This window comes from Serratia sp. Nf2, assembly GCF_003028435.1.
Lineage (GTDB): Bacteria > Pseudomonadota > Gammaproteobacteria > Enterobacterales > Enterobacteriaceae > Serratia > Serratia marcescens_L.
In genome coordinates, this window is the sequence record NZ_PYTW01000009.1 from 201,594 (window position 1) to 219,323 (window position 17,730).

Consider the following 17,730-nt stretch of genomic DNA (forward strand, 5'->3'; position numbering starts at 1 on the left):
AATCCCTGTCAGCGTGGAAAGTCTTTTTTTCTCACTGGCAGGGATTTCTTTTTTATTTCAAAAAGTTAAACACTTTCTCAGCAGATCAGCCACTTAGCACTTTCCTCGGGCGTAGCTCACAAATATGACATTGGCGTGAATTTTGCGCATTGATCTTCTCTTCTTTTAGCGCTATTGATTACTCGTGGCTGCGCAAAAAGCAGCCATTGTTTTCTTTCCACCAGACCAAAATGAGGGAAACGAGGCATGAAGAGACAGAAACGCGATCGTCTGGAAAGGGCGCATTCGAGAGGGTATCAGGCAGGTATTTTAGGGCGTTCCAGGGAACATTGTCCCTACCAATCATCGGTGGACGCCCGGTCTCAATGGCTGGGAGGTTGGCGAGAAGCCATGGAAGACAGGGCTGTGACCGCTTAAGCGGCTCCCTGTCAAATAAAAGGAATAACCTCCGCCCTTTGGCGGAGGTTTTTGTTTCAGGCGTTTATTTATCCTGCCAGCGCTTCAACAAAATACTCGCATTCACGCCGCCAAAGCCGAAGCCGTTTGATAAGGCGTAGGTCATATTCATCGATTCCGCCTGTTTCGCGACCAGATGCAAGCCTGCCGCCGCCGGATCGGGGTTATCCAGATTTAGCGTTGCAGGGGCTATCTGATCGCGCAGAGCCAAAGCGGTAAAGATGGTTTCCAACCCGCCGGCGGCGCCCAGCAGGTGCCCGGTCGCTGATTTCGTCGAGGTCACGGCGACAGTCCCGGCGGTGCCAAACAGGTGCTTGATGGCATTGATTTCGCCTAAATCGCCTACGGGTGTCGAAGTCGCGTGCGCGTTTAAATGCTGAACTTCCTCGGGGGCGACGTTCGCCTGCTTCAACGCAATTTTCATCGCCCGATAGGCGCCGTTGCCGTCTTCAGCACCGGATGTCATGTGGTAGGCGTCGGCGCTGGTGCCATAGCCGACGATTTCCGCGAGCGGCGTGGCGCCGCGCGCCTGCGCATGCTCCAGCGTTTCAATCACCAGCATGCCGGCGCCTTCCCCCATGACAAATCCGCTCCGGGCGCTGTCGAAAGGCCGAGAGGCCTGTCGCGCCAACTCGGTCGGTGCGGTGGACATGGCGCGTGCGGCGGCGAATCCGCCCAGGCTTACGGTGTCGATAGCGGCTTCGGTACCGCCGCATAGCGCGATATCGGCCTCATCATTGCGGAGCAGTCGCACTGCGTCGCCGATAGCCTGCACGCCGGCCGCACAGGCGGTGACCGGTGCGCCAATCGGGCCTTTGAAGTGATGTTTGATGGAAACGTGACCGGCCGCCAGATTGACTAGGAAAGAGGGGATGGTGAATGGCGACAGGCGTTTGGCGCCGCGGCTGTCGGTAATGCGTACCGCCTGGGCAATCGCCGGAAAGCCGCCAATACCCGAGGCGATGACAGTGGCGGTGCGCTCTTGCTTTTCCTCCGTATCGGCGATCCAGCCGGCCTGACGAACGGCTTCATCCGCCGCTGCCATGGCAAACAGGATAAAGCGATCCATTTTCTTTTGATCCTTGGGGGCGACTGAAGCATCGGGGTTGAATCCCGCTTCAGCATCTTGCGCCAGCTCCGGGACCTGGCCTCCGACCTTGACCGACAAATCTGCAACGATCTCGTCAGGTAAAGCCCGAATGCCGGACTCTCCTGTTAATAAACGTTGCCAGATACTCTCCACGCCGCACCCTAACGGTGAAACGGCGCCCATGCCGGTAATAACGATACGGCGATTGCTCATGACTGCTCCTTGGTAAGTTCGGATAAATCGGCGAGGCGCCGCTGACGCATCAGTTCGGCGCGTTGACGTATGCCGTCATTTGCCGCAGGCCCTGGTGCCAATATGACAAACTGCGGCGGCACCTGCTGTTGGGTATCGACATTGACCAACTGGACCTGGATCGGCCGATCGGTGCGGCCGTCGACTAACAAGGCGCTAATGTCACCGTCGATCAAATGACGATTGCCCCATTGTGAGAGAGCGGCCAGCACGGGGAGAAAATCGTTGCCGCGTTCGGTGAGCAGATACTGATAGCGGACCGGCCGCGTTTGATAACGTTGCTTATGCAGAATGCCGTGGGCCACTAAATCCTTCAGGCGTCGGGCCAGGAGCGTCGGCGACATCCCCAGACTTTGTTGGAATTCGTCGAATTTGGATAATCCCTGAAAGGCATCACGCAGGATCAGGATGCTCCACCATTCTCCGACGCGATCTAATGAACGCGCGACGGGGCATGGTGCATCGCTAAAGCGAGTTTTTTGCATATCGCCTCTTTGTAGATACATTTATTGTAGTTACATGCATGACTATACTAGGCGATTTTGAGGGGCAAGAAAATAACCGGATGCAAAAAACCGCTATCGCGTCGATAGTTGGCTGCAGGGAGGAGCCTTCGCTCAACGAGCCTGTAGCTTTGGTCGTTTCGGATAAGCATAGGGCAGAGAAAGGAGGGAAAAGGCGTTGCGATAGCGGACGATTAAAGGTGATGAATGGTCTTTAAACGATAAGAGAAAGAAATGCCGCCACGATAGCGTGACGGCATGCGCCGAACGTTGGAAAAGAAGACGGTGGCCGCCTTCTCGTCAGCGTGATTAGAACGCTGTAGTATCCTTGAACAAGCCCACTTTCAGGTCGGTGGCAGTATAGATCACTTCACCATCAACCAGCACTTCGCCATCGGCGACGCCCATGATCAGCTTGCGGGTGATGACGCGTTTGAAGTTAATGCGGTAGGTCACTTTCTTCGCGGTTGGCAGCACCTGGCCGGTAAACTTGACTTCACCGACGCCCAGCGCGCGACCTTTGCCTCCGCCACCCAGCCAACCGAGGTAGAAACCGACCAACTGCCACATCGCATCCAGGCCCAGGCAGCCTGGCATGACCGGATCGCCGATAAAGTGGCAACCGAAGAACCATAGGTCCGGATTAATATCCAGCTCCGCTTCCACATAACCTTTGTTGTGAGTCCCGCCGTCTTCAGTCATCTTGACCACGCGGTCCATCATCAACATGTTACCTGCCGGCAACGGTGGGCCACCGGCGCCGAACAGCTCGCCACGGCCGGATGCTTCGAGGTCTTCTTTCGTATAGGAATCGCGTTTATCTACCATGTTCTCAGTAAGCCTTATTTTAATGAAGGACGCAGGTTAGCTAACACGTGTACGCTGAACAAGTCCGATCAGCCGTGGTTGAACCAGTTGAGCCAGCGCAGCGGCCACGGACGACGGCGTTCTTGCAGGCTCACCTGCGCAATCCGTTCCTGTATGGCCGCCAGCAAATTCGGCTGTTGTTCGTCAGAGTAGAGGCAACCTGTGAGCAAAGGCAAGGCGTCCGCCGCACTCTCTACCGCCCACAGATGAAATTGCCCCTCGCGTACCGCGTCAACGACATCCTGACGCAGGCACAGGTGGCGCACGTTGGTCATGGGCAGTACGACGCCCTGTTTACCCGTCAGGCCGCGGCGTACACAAACCTCGAAGAACCCTTCGATTTTTTCGTTAACGCCACCTATCGGCTGTACGTTGCCGAATTGGTCGACGGAGCCGGTGACGGCGATCTGCTGGGTGATCGGTTGCAGTGACAGGGCGCTGACCAATGCACACAGCTCAGCCAGCGAGGCGCTGTCACCGTCCACTTCACCATAAGATTGCTCAAAGACGATGGAAGCGGAGAAGGGCAGTTGTTGATCAAGGTCCAGTTCGGCGATCAGAAACGCCTGCATGATCATCATGCCTTTAGCGTGCAGGTTGCCGCCCAGTTCGGCTTTGCGCTCGACGTCGGTGAACTCGCCGTCGCCGAGATGCACAACGCAACTGATACGTGACGGTTCGCCAAAGCTGCGTGGATGGCCGGGATAATCCAGGACTGACAGACCGTTGATCTGTCCGATCACTTCACCCTCGGTCTCAATCAGAATCTGACCCAGCTCGATCTCATCCTGCATACGCTCGGCCAGATAGCTTTCACGCCATTCGCGGGCATTTAACGCCGCTTCGAACGCTTTGGCCGTAATGCGATCCTCTTCGGCATACAGTGCGGCTTCGGACAGCTGCTGGCCAAGCCAAACCGGCGAGAGTGGCAGGATGCCCTGGTCGCCACTGTAACGTACCGCCTGGACGATCAGCGGCGGCCAGGCGTCGGTCGCCAGCATCGGCAACTGCAGGTCGGCAATCACGCCGTTGACGTAGCCACACCACTGCGCCATATCATCAATTTCAGTCAGCTGCAGGTCGTCTTCGAATTCACCGTAGATCGCTTGTTCACTCAGTTCCGGCTCGATATCGTGAAAATCAGCCAGGCCGTGACGGTCGCCGACCACGATCAGCCGCAGGTCCAGCGGCATCGGTGGAATGGCTACCGGCAGCGGGCGGGTTTCGTCTGGCGAAACCCAATGGAACTGACGCTGGCCGATCATCTGTTTCAGCCGCAGCCACAGTAGCGGCTGAGCCAGCAGCGCACGTGCCGACAGAATCAGAATGCCGCCGTTGGCCTGGTGCACCAGACCCGGCTGCAGGGTAATGTCGCCATTGTGGATCCGTACGCAGCCAAACAGCTGTTCCGGTTCGATCCACTCCTGGAATAGGCAAGCGCCGCCAGCGGCAAAAGGTTCATCGCCACGGCTGGCCGGTTCTACGCTGACCTTGCCATCCTGAATGACATAGTGGCTGCCGCAGTATGCCGTATTTTTCGGCAGCAGTGGTTTGACGGCGTGAGCGATCAGTTCCAGATACTCTCGCGTTTCTTGCGCTTTCAACAGCATGAAACGCGGTGGTGATTGAGGGTGGCAAAATAGCGTCAGGGCATTTTCCAGCCGAGGCTGAATGGCGGAAAAGGGCACGGGTGCCAACTGAGCGGCGGTATCAAATATCGCCTGATAAGGCGTTACGTCCGGCAATAAAGATTGCCATTCAAGTCGGTTATTGGTCAAAGTGTTAGATGCAATCGTTAAAAAGGGAAAGGGCGATTATACAAGAATAACGGCTGCTTGATACATGCGGAGTGCCAGTTGGCATCAGGGAGTTTGACATCGCGCGGTGACTGTGCAAAAAACAGTCTAAAAGACGGCTTAATTGCCGGGGAAATTCGGCGTAAAGCTGTTATGCTTATTTGAAGTTACGCGGTCACTGAAGAGCTCAAGATGAAATATCAGCAACTGGAAAATCTGGAGAGCGGTTGGAAATGGAAGTACCTGGTGAAGAAGCACCGGGAAGGGGAACTCATTACCCGCTACATTGAAAACAGCGCTGCTCAGGAGGCGGTTAACGAGCTGCTGAAGCTGGAAAATGAGCCGGTAAAGGTACTTGCATGGATTGCCGCTCATATGAATCCGGAACTGGATAACCGGATGAAACAAACAATCCGCGCCCGCCGTAAACGTCATTTTAACGCAGAACATCAGCATACGCGTAAAAAATCTATCGATCTGGAATTTTTGGTTTGGCAACGATTGGCTGCCCTGGCACGTCGCCGCGGCGTCACGCTGTCGGAAACCGTCGTGCAGCTTATTGAAGACGCTGAACGCAAAGAAAAGTATGCGAACCAGATGTCATCGTTGAAAGAAGACTTGAAGGCGATTCTTGGCAAAGATCCCGAGTAAGTGCGTGAGAACGCCTTAGTGGTGCTTGGCTTTGAATGTTATGGCAACAAGAGGACGAAAAAAAACCCCGCATAGCGGGGTTTTTTATTAGGCGAGTAAACTTAGCCCTGAGGCTGAGTTACAACGTCTTTGATACCTTTAACTTCGATCTCTACGCGACGATCTGGTGCCAGGCAAGCGATCTGAGCTTTGGTAGCGCGGCCAGATTTGTAGCCACAGGTGTTGCCAGTAACTGCATCTGCTTCACCCATACCACGTGCAGAGATTTTGTCTGACGGGATGCCTTTGGAGACCAGGTAGTCAACAACGCTCTGTGCACGCTGTTCGGACAGTTTCTGGTTGTACTGGTCAGAACCAACGGCGTCGGTGTAACCCAGAACCACTACAGAACCGTCTTTAGGATCCATGGAGCTCAGCTGGGTGTACAGCTGATCCAGAGCCTGCTGGCCTTCTGCTTTCAGAGTAGACTTGTTGAAGTTGAACAGCACGTCAGACTTCAGAGTGAAACGCTTGGTTTCAACAACTGGAGCCGGAGCCGGAGCTGGTGCTGGTGCAACTACGTCATCCTGACCGAAGCGGTAAGAAACGCCCAGGCTCAGCATGGTGTTGTCTGGACGTGCGCCAACGGTACCTGCGTCACCGATGTTGCTTACGAACTGGTAATCCAGGCGGGTAGCCCAGTTTTTGGTCAGTGCGTATTCAACACCAACAGCAGCCAGCGGAGAAACGCCGGTGTCGTGGTTGCCGCCATTAGAGCCTACGCCGTCACTGTCTGCACGCCATACCATACCACCCAGACGGGTGTAGATGTCCAGATCGTCAACGATTGGGTAGCTCAGTTTAGCGGCCAGTTGAACGCCTTGTGCTTTGAAGGAACCGGTGTTACGGCCGGTATATTTCATACGACCTAACCAGTCGTAACCCATTTCAAAGCCCAGGTATTGGTTAGCTTGATAGCCCAAGAATGCACCAGCACCGAGTTGGTCTTTACGTGCATCGTTGTCTACGCGGTAGCCGTTACCGTAGAAACCAGTGTCGTGGTACTGGGACCAGCCCAGTTTAGCACCGGTGTACCAGGTGTTATCTTTTGGAGCGGCTTGCGCTACGGTAGCGAAACCTGCCAGTGCCACTGCTAATGCGATAGCTGTCTTTTTCATTTTGCGCCTCGTTATCATCCAAATAGGCAATGAGCTTTAAAGCTGTTTAAGCCCTTGGTTAAATTCCTTCGCCAAGGTTTAAGCCCTCGTTTGTTACTCGCCAGTTTTTCTGACGTTATAGAGCAACCTTGGCGATGTAAAGTCTACAACGTGGCGCGAAAGTTACAAGTGTGATGTGATAAGGCTCTAAAAAAAAACGCGGAATCGTACATATTTGCTAACATTCTTAGCTTAAAAAATCGGCGGTTCATTGGGCGTTTTTGCTTGCCAAACCGCAGCCGGACTCGCTTTTTGCCTTCCCCCGCAAAGGTTCCGCTTATCGAGTGCGAAAATGATGGGAAAAATCCTAAATTTACTTAATGATACAAAGAAGAGTGAATTTTTAGGGTGGAACACTGTCCGTGAGTCGGGTCAATGTCACGTTGAGGACGCATGATAAACCCGTAGGCATTACCCAATTCTGCCGCACGTCTTAATTTTAGACGATCCTCCTCCGTTAGTTCGGGTAACCAGCCGAGAACCACGCTATAGTTCCCCGTTTGCAGCGCTTTTTCCATTGCCTCAACCGTATTCACCGGGCTGATTTGGCTCAACTGCACCATTTTATCCACCGGCAGGCCGGACTGCTGTAGCCATTGCTTGCTTAACTTTTGCTGCGGTGTCAGCCACAGCAGCCAGCGAGACTGCTTGCCCAGTTGCTGCAGCAGGGGCAACAGCAGTTGAGCCACTGCGGGCTGGCGCTCGTTGTAAACAAGTTCACTGATCAAGCCATTCTCTTTGCCGACATTCGTATTCTTCGCAACGCTGTTTGCGGTAAAAGAGCCATGGCTAAAATGAGGTTGGTAGAGTGATTGAGTACGCATAAAGTTCCCGCCCGTCGTGTTACTGTATGTTTATACAGTATCCCTGATTTCGGATAAGATCAACCCAAATTTTCGTAGCGGCTCGCATAATTGCGATCATTTTTTGTACCGGTGTTTTTTGTGATTGGCATGTGGGCAGATAGTGCGTATTTTCCTAATTAGTTGTTCACGTTACTCTTTTCATTGATAAGAGAAATAATACGACCGGAACCTAAAAAGGAGAAATGCTATGAAAAGGATGTCGACGCGGAGGATCGCGCAGGCTAAAAATTGCTTCGCGGCGCTGGGCGCCATCACCACGCGGTCACAGTTTGGCGGCTATGGGCTGCTGGCCGAGGGGGTCATGTTTGCAGTGGTAGCGGAAGGTGAATTGTACTTGCGAGCTACGGCGAGCATGGAACCGGCCTTTCGCGCCAGAGGGATGGTTAATATGGTCTATTCCAAGCGCGGAGCGCCCATCACCTTGCGTTATTACTGGGTTGACGAGTCGCTGTGGCGGGAACGCAACGAGTTGGTGGGACTGGCCTGGCAGGCCATCAGGGAAGCGCGCCGAGAGCAGCAGGTCAAGGCCGGCGATCACGGCAGATTGAAGGCGTTGCCGAACATAGATGTCAACATGGAGCGCTTGCTGTGGCGAGCGGGGATCCGCAACGCCTATGACCTGCGGCTGCATGGCGCTAAACGCAGCTATCTCCGCCTGCTGCAACAGCAGACCAATCTGGGTCTGCGCGTGCTGCTGTCACTGGGCGGCGCGATAGCCGGTTATCATCAGGCGGCATTGCCGACCGAATTGCGCAACGAACTGGTGCGCTGGTTCGATCATACGATGGCGATGCGCCGCCATGGGCATGAGCCAGTGGTTCAGGGCCCATTGAGTGGGCCCTGAATAATTAGGTTGCCTTATTGATTTGAGTGTGGAGTTCGGTGAGCTCCGGCAGCAGTTCGAGCATTAATCCCACCTGCTGCAAGACCAACTGTTCTTTGCTTTCAGGTTCCGGAACGGCTCTGCGAATGCGCTCCGCCAGCTGTTCCAGCGCTTTCGCAATGCGCTGGCTGTTCCGTTCTTCCTGATGCAAGGCGCCGTCCACGTAACACACGGCATCATTGAGCAGATCGAGTGTGGCAGGGGTATTCAGCCGCTCGCGGTGTGCCCCTAACGCCGAGATATAACTCAGGAGAGTGTGGTTTAGGCAGAGCAGGCGGAAGGCGGCTTCCTGCAATTCCTTGTCGGCCTTGGGATCGGCGGACATGTTGGAGATGACCGAAGCCAGTTCGGCATCGCTGTTGTGGGCATCTCGCCGCGCAATGCGGTAGGCGAGGCCGTTATCCTTACCCTGGTGGTATTGCACCAGAATGGCGTCCAGATAACGGCAGTTGGCATTCAGCGTTTTATCCACCACCGCCGGCAGTTGGCGGAACTTCCAGTCTGGCCAGATAAAGCTGACCGCCGCCCAGGCGATGGCGCAACCCAACAAGGTATCGTAAACGCGCGGTGCAGCCACTTCGAATCCCTCACCCAACAGGTTAAAGCACAGCAACACAAGCAGCGTGATGAACATCGTTGCATGGGCATACTGTACGGTGCGAAAAGCGAAGAACAGGACACCGGTGATGACGATCAACACCAGTTGCCCTTCCAGTGAAGGCACGAAATAGAGGATTGGCAGGCCGATCAGGATACCGGCCAGGGTGCCAATGATGCGCAGCGCCAGGCGCCGACGGGTAGCGTTGTAGTTCGGTTGACAGACGAACAGGCTGGTCAACAGGATCCAGTAACCGTGCTGCATGCCGGTGAACTGGATGAAGGCGTAACCCACGCACAGCACCGCCGACATGCGGATCGCGTGGCGGAACAGGGCCGACTGCGGCGTCAAATGGCGGCTGATGCGCAGCCGGATATCGCTCCAGCCGGTTAAGCGATCGTCGGCCAGGCTGTTCTCTTCTGCCTGCCCGCTGGCCAGCGTCTGCTCTGACTCGATATTGGCCAGCTGTGCATCGATCGCATGCAGGTTTTTCAGCAGGTGCGCCAGCGCCTTGGTTTGCTCTGAATTGCCCTGGGTTTCGGCGATGCGTGCCAAGGCTTCCTGAATGCGGCTGAAGGCCGGCTCAAAACGCGGATTGTGCTGGTATTTTTGCCGCAGCAGGATCGATTGTGCCAGTTGGCGGCAGGCGCGCGCCTGCATGCTCAGCAAACGCTGGAAGCGGAATAAAATATCGCTGTGACGGAATTGTCGGCTGAGCGCGTGATACTGAACGTGGGAAGAGCTGGCGCGTTCGTGGATATCCTGCGCGACAAAATAGTAGTGCAAGGTGCGGCGGGTGCCGCGCTGGCCGCGATCGCCTTTCAGGCGCGTCAGCAGCGAGGCTTTGGTCTGGTTAAGCAACGCGACCAACGCGCTGTTGGCCATCGCGACATCCATCCATGGCAGGTCGGCGTCGCGTTCGGCGTCGGGATCGAACAGATTGGCTTTGGCATCCAGATAGTTGGCCAACTGATCGTAGCAGCGCGCCAGGTTCTCTTGCAGTGGCCGGATAGGGAACAGCAGGTGGCCCGCCAGCGTCAGCAGGTTGTACCACAGAGCACCGATCACCAGCAGCAGCGGTTGCTGATACCAGGCATCGTACATAGCAGTGCCGAGCATGGTGTAAACCGCGATCAGCAGCGCGCCGAAGGCGATGGTGGCGTAACGTTGCCCCAAGGCGCCCAGAAGGATAAAACCGCAGGTCGACGTGGTTAAGCCAAGGGCGAACAACCAGGGGTAGGGGAACAGCAGCTCGATTGAAGCGGAGGCGACAAAGAAGCACACCAACGTGATCAGCAGGTTGCGTAACCTGCCGGCCAGGCGATCATCCAAATCGGTCAGGGCCGCTGCCACGACGCCCAGCGTTAGCGGGATGGTCAGCTTGGGAATGCCCAGCCACCAGGGAACGGCGGTGGTGCCGATCAGCGCAATAAGGATGCGCAGGTGATACAGCAGATTGCTGTTGTAGGTGTAACGACGTACTGCGGGTGCAAAAGAACGCACAAAAAACTCCTCAAACGGAGAAAAAATTAACGCTGATGATAGTGGCGGCGAGCATTCTCAATACGCGCTTGCTGAGCCATTTCTACCGAGACGACACGGCGCCCCACCGGCCACAGCGCGATGGCGGCTATTTTGAAATTGGCGATGCCCACCGGAATGCCGATGATTGAAACGCATTGCACGATACCGGCGGCGATGTGTGACAGGCACAGCCACCAGCCGAACAGCACCAGCCAGATAATGTTGAGCAGTGAGCCGCCGGCGGAGAGCAGCGCATTGCTTTTCTCCGGGTGCAGTTCATCGACGTGTATCGCCTCGTTGCCGAACGGCACCAGCGACAGCTTGGTGATTTCCCAGCAGGAGCGGGTGAGCGGCAGTGTGACGACTAGCAGCACGCTGAACACCGTAGCAATGAGCCAACCTAGCGTGGTGAAGAAACCGCCCAACACAAAATTAAGAATATTCAGTACAGTACGCATAGACGTCATTCTGCTCTAATGATGGTCAAACCGCGATGCGGGCGTATTCACGATAAAAACGCAAAATCTATTCTACCCTTTTTTTAGCGCTAGAGTGCCACTGCTTATCGCAGGTAAACTGGCAGATATCCGTTATTTACTCTCAACATAGTCATGGCGCGACGATATGGAACTTAAAGCGACATCGCTGGGGAAACACCTGGCTCAGCATCCTTATAACCGCGTGCGGTTGCTGCACGCCGGCGTTGAGGTGAGCGGGGAAAAACATGAATACCTGATCCCCTTCAATCAACTGATTCAGGTCAGGTGCAAGCGTGGCATCGTCTGGGGTGAGCTGGAATTTGAATTGCCGGACGAGAAAGTGGTGCGACTGCACGGCACCGAATGGCAGGAAACGCAGCGTTTTTATCACTATCTGCAGCAGGCGTGGCAGCAGTGGAGCGCCGAAATGAGTGAGGTCAGTGCCGGCGTCTTGCAACAGCAGGTGGCACAGATTCAGCGCATTGAGCAGCAAGATAAATGGTTCAAAAAGTCTGAGCTGGGCAAGCTGCAGCAGCAAATCCGTGAGGCTTTCTCCGTGCTGCCGATGCCGGTGGCGCGCCTGGAGGAATTCGATAACTGCCGGGCTGATTACCATCTGTGTCTGCAATGGCTGCAGCAGGGGCATCGCAGCGTTGAACAACGCAACCGGCAGTGGACCGATCGCATGCTGGAGCAACATCACGACTTCTTCCAGACCGTCGAGAGCTCACCGCTCAATGACTCCCAGAGCCGTGCGGTCGTCAACGGCGAAGATTCCGTCCTGGTATTGGCGGGGGCCGGCAGCGGCAAGACGTCGGTGCTGGTGGCGCGCGCCGGTTGGCTGCTGCGCCGTCAGGAGGCGGAGCCGGGCCAAATCTTGCTGTTGGCGTTCGGCCGTCAAGCTGCGGGGGAGATGAATGACCGCATCAAAGCGCGTTTGGGCGATGTCGGTATTCAGGCCAAGACATTCCATGCATTGGCGCTGCAGATCATTCAACAGGGCAGCCGCAAAGCCCCGGCCATCAGCCGGTTGGAAACCGATGCCAACGCGCGCAAAGCGTTGCTGATTACCCATTGGCGCCAACAGTGCGCTGAGAAGAAAGCCCAGGCCAAGGGATGGCGTCAATGGTTGACCGACGAGCTGGAATGGGAAGTGCCAGAAGGCGACTTCTGGCAGGATAAACGCCTCGCGGATCGGCTGGCGGGCCGCTTGGAACGCTGGCTGGGGCTGATGCGCATGTATGGCGGCAGCCAGGCGGAAATGATTGAGCAGGCGGATGAAGACATCCGCGATCTGTTTTCGAAGCGCATCCGGCTGATGGCGCCGCTGCTGAAAGCCTGGAAAAGCGCCTTGAAAGAGGAAGGGGCGATGGACTTCTCCGGCCTTATCCATCAGGCGGTCAACATTCTCGACAAGGGGCGCTTCGTCAGCCCGTGGAAACATATTCTGGTCGATGAGTTTCAGGACATCTCGCCGCAGCGTGCGCTGTTGCTGGCGGCGCTGCGTCGGCAAAACAAGCAGACCTGCCTGTTTGCGGTGGGGGATGATTGGCAGGCGATTTATCGCTTCAGTGGCGCAGAGTTGACGTTAACCACGGCTTTTGCCACCCACTTCGGCGAAGGTGCCCAGTGCGCGTTGGACACCACTTATCGCTTCAATGAACGTATCGGCGAGGTGGCCAACCGGTTCGTGCAGCAAAACCCGCACCAGCTGAAAAAACCGCTCAACAGCCTGAGTAAGGGCAATAAAAAGTCGGTGGCGATCCTGCCGCACGAGCAGCTGGAGCCCCTACTGGATAAACTGAGCGGCTATGCCAAGCCGGATGAGCGCATCCTGGTGTTGGCGCGTTACCATCATCTGAAACCGGAAGCGCTGGCGAAGGCGGCCACCCGCTGGCCCAAGCTGGATTTGGAGTTTATGACCATCCACGCCAGCAAGGGGCAGCAGGCGGAATACGTCATCATCGCCGGTTTGCATGAAGGGCGTGATGGTTTCCCCGCCGTGGCGCGCGAGTCGGTGTTGGAAGAGGTGCTACTGCCGCCGCCGGAGGATTTCCCGGATGCCGAAGAGCGTCGTCTATTGTATGTCGCGTTGACGCGCGCCAAACATCAGGTATGGCTGTTGCAGGATCGTGAACGCCCTTCGGTGTTCGTCGACCACCTGCAGGATCTTGGCGTACCGGTGCAGAAAAAACCGTAGGCATCAGGCCTGGCCGCAGCCAGGCCGCGAGGACTATTTCAGGCGGTCTTGCAGGTAGCGCTGATAGTCGGGGATAGCGATCTCTACCTCGCTTTTGAACAGCGGAGAGTCGATCAGAAAGTCCGCAGTCGAGCGGTTGGTGGCCACCGGAATATTCCATACGGTCGCCAGCCGCAGCAGCGCTTTCACGTCCGGATCGTGCGGCACCGCGTTCAGCGGATCCCAGAAGAAGATCAGCATGTCTATCTTGCCTTCCGCAATCAGTGCGCCAACCTGCTGATCGCCCCCCATCGGGCCGCTCAGCATGCTGGTGACTGGAATGCCGCTGGCGCGCTGGATCAGGTTGCCGGTCGTGCCGGTGGCGTACAGTTGGTGCTGCGCAAGAATGGTCTTGTGGCTTTCTACCCACTCCAACAGGGCCTGTTTGCGGTGATCGTGCGCTACCAGCGCAATGTGTTTGCGTGCGGCGATAGTGCGGGTGGTCAATTCCATCTCGGTGTCCTTCGCTAATCGGGGATGTGCGACAGATTACTGAAACTGTTTTTCACTGCCTAGCGTTTGCGCCTGAAAATGCGAAGAAAAGGCGCCTTTGCGGGGAAAGACGCCGGGAAGGATCAGCGAACCGGCTGTTTATTGGCCCAGCGCAGGAAGCGCTTTTGGGTTTCCTTATCCGCTTGTTGAAACCAGTATTGCAGCATTTGCTCCGACACGTTTTCACCTTTCAACGTCACCGTCGGGGCGTTTATCGGCGTGCCGGCCAACGCGAGGGCTGAGGGATTGCCTGCGTTCACCTGAACAAAGGTCGGAACGGAGGCTGGGCGGTTCTGGCGGTTGTAATCGGTCATCACCTTTTCCAAATCGGTATTGAAGGTGACGCTGTCGGGATGCAGCACATCATGCCGGAATGGCAGGGCGTTGCCGTCTTTATCGACCACCAGATAATTCAACGTTCTGTCAAAGCGTTGCGCATCACGATCGTTCTCGATGCGTGGGAGTTCGATCGCCACTTGGCTGATCTTTTGCGTATTGAAGGTGGCAACCAGCGGCAGGGACGTATAGGCCTGTGTATGCTGGCCGGCACGTACGGTTTTGGTCACTTTAAACAGCAACTGGTGCTGCCCGCCATCCAGTTCAAGGCTGTCGGCACCTTTTAACAACGAACCTGTCATTTTCTTGCCGTCGACCACCAGCAGGTCGATGTCCGGGGAGAGTTTCAGGGTCGTAGCCGCGGCAGGCATACTGATGCTGAGCAACGCCGCAACCACCAGACCAAATTTCATCATTATCTCCTTATAAAGTGACGTAGCTCTAAGTGTTGAACACGGCATAGGTTGTGTCAAAATTTTTCAATCGGGTATTTTGTTTACATTTTTACATATTTTATCGCGATTAGACACGACCATGCGCAGCTGAACCGCGACAGCCTCTGACCATAAGATTGCGATGAAGTTTCCCTCGCATTGCGTTTAACCGAGTGAATGCCGATCGGTTACACTCGAAGCGAAGAGTGGCGCACTGATAAACGGGAGTTGAAGATGCAAGATCAAGAGATTGTCGAGCTATTGCAGCAGGTGAACACTATCGCGCTGGTGGGCGCCAGCGATAACCCGTCGCGGCCCAGCTATGGGGTGATGGCGTATCTGTTGGCACAAGGGTATCAGGTGATCCCGGTTAGCCCAAAACTGGCGGGGCAGACGCTGCTGGGGCAACAGGTTTACCCTACGCTGGCCGCTATCCCACAGCCGGTAGATATGGTTGACGTGTTTCGCAATTCGGAGGCGGCTTACGGCGTGGCGCAAGAGGCGATAGCAATCGGTGCCAAGGCGCTCTGGCTGCAGATAGGGGTGATTAACGATCAGGCGGCAGAGCTGGCGCAACAGGCCGGGTTGCGTGTAGTGATGGATCGCTGCCCGAAAATAGAAATCCCGCGCTTAGGGTTGGAGCGCTAAATAAAAAGGGCCAGGCGCGATGCCGGGCCCTCTCGGGTTTCTCAGGTCTTGGCGCGGTCAATTGCGCAAGCGTGGCGCCTGTAGCTGGTGACGGATGGATTCCGCCAGTTCGTCCAGCGATGGTTGCTCGGGATGTGCCTCCTGGGCTTCGCTATCCAGCTGCGCTTCCGCCAGATAGGTGTGTACCGGTTGGCCTTCCTCGTCTTCCATCACCACGTGGTACCAAGGGGCTGAACGCAGTTCATCGTTCGCCGCTATCTCGTCAGCTTTGGGTTGTTCTAAAGAGTATTCTGGGTCGATATCGATCACGACGCCTAAATACCCCAGCAGTTTATGCCTAACCTGTTGTCCGATACCGAATTTGCTGGCAATCATGATGACCTCCTGAGAAACAATGCCTTGCTCATATATGGGGGCAAGGCAGCGCATTTCAAGTTACATCACCCGACAAGCGAATCCTTTCAGATACAGCCCTTCAGGGTATGTGGCGATCACCGGGTGATCGGCAGCCTGTCGGAACTGCTCTATAAATTGTACATCACGTCCTGCATCTACAGCGGCGTCGGCCAAAATTTTCTGGAACAGGTCGGTCGGCATCAGGCCGGAGCAGGAGAAGCTGAGCAGAATGCCGCCCGGATTCAGCAGCTGCAGCGCCAGCATATTGATGTCTTTGTAGCCGCGGCAGGCGCTGGCCAGCTGATTCTTGTTCTCGACGAATTTAGGCGGATCCATGATGATCAGATCGAATTTTTCGCCTTGAGCCCGGTAGTTGCGCAGTAACTGGAACACGTCATCGCGGACGAACTCCGCCTTGTTCAGATCCAGCTTGTTGAGCTCGACGTTCTGTTTGGCGATATCCAGCGCCGCCTGTGAGGTATCCACGCTGATCACTTGCTCGCAGCCGCCCATCAGAGCGGAAACGGCGAAGGCGCCGGTGTAGGAGAAGCAGTTCAGCACCCGGCGACCGGCAGAGTAGCTCCGCGCCGCCAGGCGACTGTCGCGTTGGTCGAGGTAGAAGCCGGTCTTGTGCCCTTGCTGAATGTCCACCAGCAGCTTCATGCCGTGCTCGGTGATAGGCAGCAGTTCCGGCGGCAGATCGCCCAGCACCGGGCCCTGCGCCAGCGGCAAGCCTTCTTTTTTACGCACCGCAACGTCGGAGCGATCGTAAATCGAACATTCCGGGTAGCAATGCTGCAGAGCGGAAAGCAGGGCCGGGCGCTGGTATTCGGCACCGGCGGACAGCAACTGCAGCACCAGGAAATTCTGGAAGCGATCGATAGTGATGCCCGGCAGGCCGTCGGACTCGCCGGCGATCAGACGGTATCCGTCCAGACCGTCGCGCTGCGCGATCCAGTCGCGCCAGCTTTGTGCTTGCTGCAGGCGGCGAATGAAGAAATCGATGTTAATCTCTTCATCCTGCTGGAAAGTCCAGACGCGTGCGCGGATCTGCGACTCTGGCGAATAGGCGCCGCGCGCCAGCCACTTGCCCTGGCTGTCGAGAATATCGATGGTTTCACCGGAGAGGGCTTTACCCTCAACACGTTGAACGGCGCCGGAGAACACCCAAGGGTGGCGACGGAGTAAGGACTTTTCACGTCCTTTGGCGAGAAACAGGCGTACGGTCATAATTAATAATGCTGCCAGCTAGGATAGAAAGAGTGACACGGCGGTGCAAAGGCACGCAATGCCATAACGAAAACTGAATAAGGGGGCGATTATGACACAAGTTTGCATAGCTGCGTATGTGTATGGCGTGGTGCAGGGGGTCGGGTTCCGCTATTCCACCCAGCGGCAGGCTGAGGCGCTGGGGGTGACCGGTTATGCGCGCAATCTTGATGACGGCAGCGTCGAGGTGGTGGCCTGCGGCGCACAGGCGCAGGTGGACAAGCTGGTCGAATGGCTGAAACAGGGCGGCCCGCGCAGCGCGCGCGTCGAACGCGTGCTGCTGGAGCCGCAGGGCGTGGCCGATTACGCCGGGTTTGGCATTCGCTATTGAATGCCCGCCTGCCGCGGCGCTGCGGGCGGAGCGGTCAGATGCATTTTACCGGTTTCGGCAATCCGGCGATCTTGGTGGCTTGTTTGGCCGGCCCCTTTGGGAACAGGCGATACAGATAGCGACTGTTGCCTTTTTCTTCGCCGTATTTCTGCGCCATGGCTTTGACCAGCATGCGAATAGCCGGTGAGGTATTAAATTCCTGATAGAAGTCGCGCACGAAGCGTACCACTTCCCAGTGTGCTTCGGTGAGCACGATCTCTTCCTGAGCGGCCAGCAGCGGCGCCAGGCCTTCATGCCAGTCGGCGCTGTTTTTCAAATAGCCCTGCGCGTCAGTGTCGATAACCTGACCTTCAAACTCCAACATACTGCCTCGATAACGGATAATTCGGAACGGCCGCCAGTTTAGCAAATTTTTTCGGCCGCA

Annotated in this window: 19 protein-coding genes; 6 read left to right on the forward strand and 13 right to left on the reverse strand. The window is 56.1% G+C overall.

What is annotated here, in order from left to right; genetic code table 11:
- Positions 1–246 precede the first annotated feature (246 nt).
- Positions 247–417, forward strand: a complete 171-nt coding sequence (gene rmf, locus C9411_RS19625; protein WP_004928150.1) for a ribosome modulation factor — start codon at positions 247–249, stop codon at positions 415–417.
- A 64-nt stretch (positions 418–481) separates the two neighbouring features.
- Here the strand turns inward: rmf and fabF are convergent, their stop codons facing one another.
- From fabF to C9411_RS19645, 4 genes are all read right to left on the reverse strand, one after another.
- Positions 482–1,759 (reverse strand): beta-ketoacyl-ACP synthase II, encoded by a 1,278-nt coding sequence (gene fabF / locus C9411_RS19630; protein WP_107227730.1) that lies wholly within the window; start codon positions 1,757–1,759, stop codon positions 482–484.
- Positions 1,756–2,283 (reverse strand): helix-turn-helix domain-containing protein, encoded by a 528-nt coding sequence (locus C9411_RS19635; RefSeq protein ID WP_063989453.1) that lies wholly within the window; start codon positions 2,281–2,283, stop codon positions 1,756–1,758. The genes fabF and C9411_RS19635 overlap by 4 nt, the downstream gene beginning before the upstream one ends.
- 327 nt (positions 2,284–2,610) lie before the next feature.
- A complete protein-coding gene (fabA, locus tag C9411_RS19640) occupies positions 2,611–3,129 on the reverse strand; it encodes a bifunctional 3-hydroxydecanoyl-ACP dehydratase/trans-2-decenoyl-ACP isomerase (protein ID WP_107227731.1) in 519 nt (172 codons plus the stop codon).
- 68 nt (positions 3,130–3,197) lie between these two features.
- Complete coding sequence (locus C9411_RS19645; RefSeq protein ID WP_074181189.1) at positions 3,198–4,946, reverse strand: Lon protease family protein; 1,749 nt, start codon at positions 4,944–4,946, stop codon at positions 3,198–3,200.
- Positions 4,947–5,156: 210 nt separating this feature from the next.
- Between C9411_RS19645 and matP the strand changes: the two genes are divergently transcribed.
- Positions 5,157–5,615: a macrodomain Ter protein MatP gene (gene matP, locus C9411_RS19650; RefSeq protein ID WP_107227732.1), complete on the forward strand. Its 459-nt coding sequence runs from the start codon at positions 5,157–5,159 to the stop codon at positions 5,613–5,615.
- A gap of 101 nt (positions 5,616–5,716) precedes the next feature.
- Here the strand turns inward: matP and ompA are convergent, their stop codons facing one another.
- Both ompA and sulA read right to left on the reverse strand, forming a co-directional pair.
- Entirely contained in the window at positions 5,717–6,772 is a 1,056-nt protein-coding gene (ompA, locus tag C9411_RS19655; RefSeq protein ID WP_107227786.1) for a porin OmpA, read from the reverse strand.
- 356 nt (positions 6,773–7,128) lie between these two features.
- A complete protein-coding gene (gene sulA / locus C9411_RS19660) occupies positions 7,129–7,635 on the reverse strand; it encodes an SOS-induced cell division inhibitor SulA (RefSeq protein WP_063989455.1) in 507 nt (168 codons plus the stop codon).
- Between the two features lie 229 nt (positions 7,636–7,864).
- On the opposite strand from sulA, the gene C9411_RS19665 reads away from it, so the two are divergent.
- Positions 7,865–8,521 carry a TfoX/Sxy family DNA transformation protein gene (locus C9411_RS19665; RefSeq protein WP_063989456.1) on the forward strand — a complete coding sequence of 219 codons (657 nt, stop codon included), beginning with the start codon at positions 7,865–7,867 and terminating at the stop codon, positions 8,519–8,521.
- Positions 8,522–8,525: 4 nt separating this feature from the next.
- Here the strand turns inward: C9411_RS19665 and yccS are convergent, their stop codons facing one another.
- Positions 8,526–10,661 carry a YccS family putative transporter gene (gene yccS / locus C9411_RS19670; RefSeq protein WP_107227733.1) on the reverse strand — a complete coding sequence of 712 codons (2,136 nt, stop codon included), beginning with the start codon at positions 10,659–10,661 and terminating at the stop codon, positions 8,526–8,528.
- Positions 10,662–10,687: 26 nt separating this feature from the next.
- Positions 10,688–11,140 carry a YccF domain-containing protein gene (locus C9411_RS19675; protein ID WP_107227734.1) on the reverse strand — a complete coding sequence of 151 codons (453 nt, stop codon included), beginning with the start codon at positions 11,138–11,140 and terminating at the stop codon, positions 10,688–10,690.
- 166 nt (positions 11,141–11,306) lie between these two features.
- Here C9411_RS19675 and helD point away from each other — a divergent pair, with 166 nt between their 5' ends.
- A complete protein-coding gene (helD, locus tag C9411_RS19680) occupies positions 11,307–13,361 on the forward strand; it encodes a DNA helicase IV (RefSeq protein WP_107227735.1) in 2,055 nt (684 codons plus the stop codon).
- A gap of 33 nt (positions 13,362–13,394) precedes the next feature.
- Here helD and C9411_RS19685 read toward each other — a convergent pair whose 3' ends face one another.
- Together C9411_RS19685 and C9411_RS19690 are read right to left on the reverse strand one after the other, a co-directional pair.
- Complete coding sequence (locus C9411_RS19685; RefSeq protein WP_015377363.1) at positions 13,395–13,853, reverse strand: methylglyoxal synthase; 459 nt, start codon at positions 13,851–13,853, stop codon at positions 13,395–13,397.
- Positions 13,854–13,975: 122 nt separating this feature from the next.
- Positions 13,976–14,641, reverse strand: a complete 666-nt coding sequence (locus C9411_RS19690; protein ID WP_063989460.1) for a DUF2057 family protein — start codon at positions 14,639–14,641, stop codon at positions 13,976–13,978.
- A 255-nt stretch (positions 14,642–14,896) separates the two neighbouring features.
- On the opposite strand from C9411_RS19690, the gene C9411_RS19695 reads away from it, so the two are divergent.
- Positions 14,897–15,310: a CoA-binding protein gene (locus tag C9411_RS19695; RefSeq protein WP_063989461.1), complete on the forward strand. Its 414-nt coding sequence runs from the start codon at positions 14,897–14,899 to the stop codon at positions 15,308–15,310.
- A gap of 57 nt (positions 15,311–15,367) precedes the next feature.
- Here the strand turns inward: C9411_RS19695 and hspQ are convergent, their stop codons facing one another.
- Both hspQ and rlmI read right to left on the reverse strand, forming a co-directional pair.
- On the reverse strand, positions 15,368–15,685 hold the full coding sequence (gene hspQ / locus C9411_RS19700) for a heat shock protein HspQ (RefSeq protein WP_033637900.1): 318 nt from the start codon (positions 15,683–15,685) through the stop codon (positions 15,368–15,370).
- A gap of 60 nt (positions 15,686–15,745) precedes the next feature.
- Complete coding sequence (gene rlmI, locus C9411_RS19705; protein WP_107227736.1) at positions 15,746–16,936, reverse strand: 23S rRNA (cytosine(1962)-C(5))-methyltransferase RlmI; 1,191 nt, start codon at positions 16,934–16,936, stop codon at positions 15,746–15,748.
- A 91-nt stretch (positions 16,937–17,027) separates the two neighbouring features.
- On the opposite strand from rlmI, the gene yccX reads away from it, so the two are divergent.
- Positions 17,028–17,306 (forward strand): acylphosphatase, encoded by a 279-nt coding sequence (gene yccX / locus C9411_RS19710; protein WP_063989463.1) that lies wholly within the window; start codon positions 17,028–17,030, stop codon positions 17,304–17,306.
- Between the two features lie 34 nt (positions 17,307–17,340).
- Here yccX and tusE read toward each other — a convergent pair whose 3' ends face one another.
- Positions 17,341–17,670: a sulfurtransferase TusE gene (gene tusE, locus C9411_RS19715; protein ID WP_004928095.1), complete on the reverse strand. Its 330-nt coding sequence runs from the start codon at positions 17,668–17,670 to the stop codon at positions 17,341–17,343.
- Between the last annotated feature and the right edge of the window lie 60 nt (positions 17,671–17,730).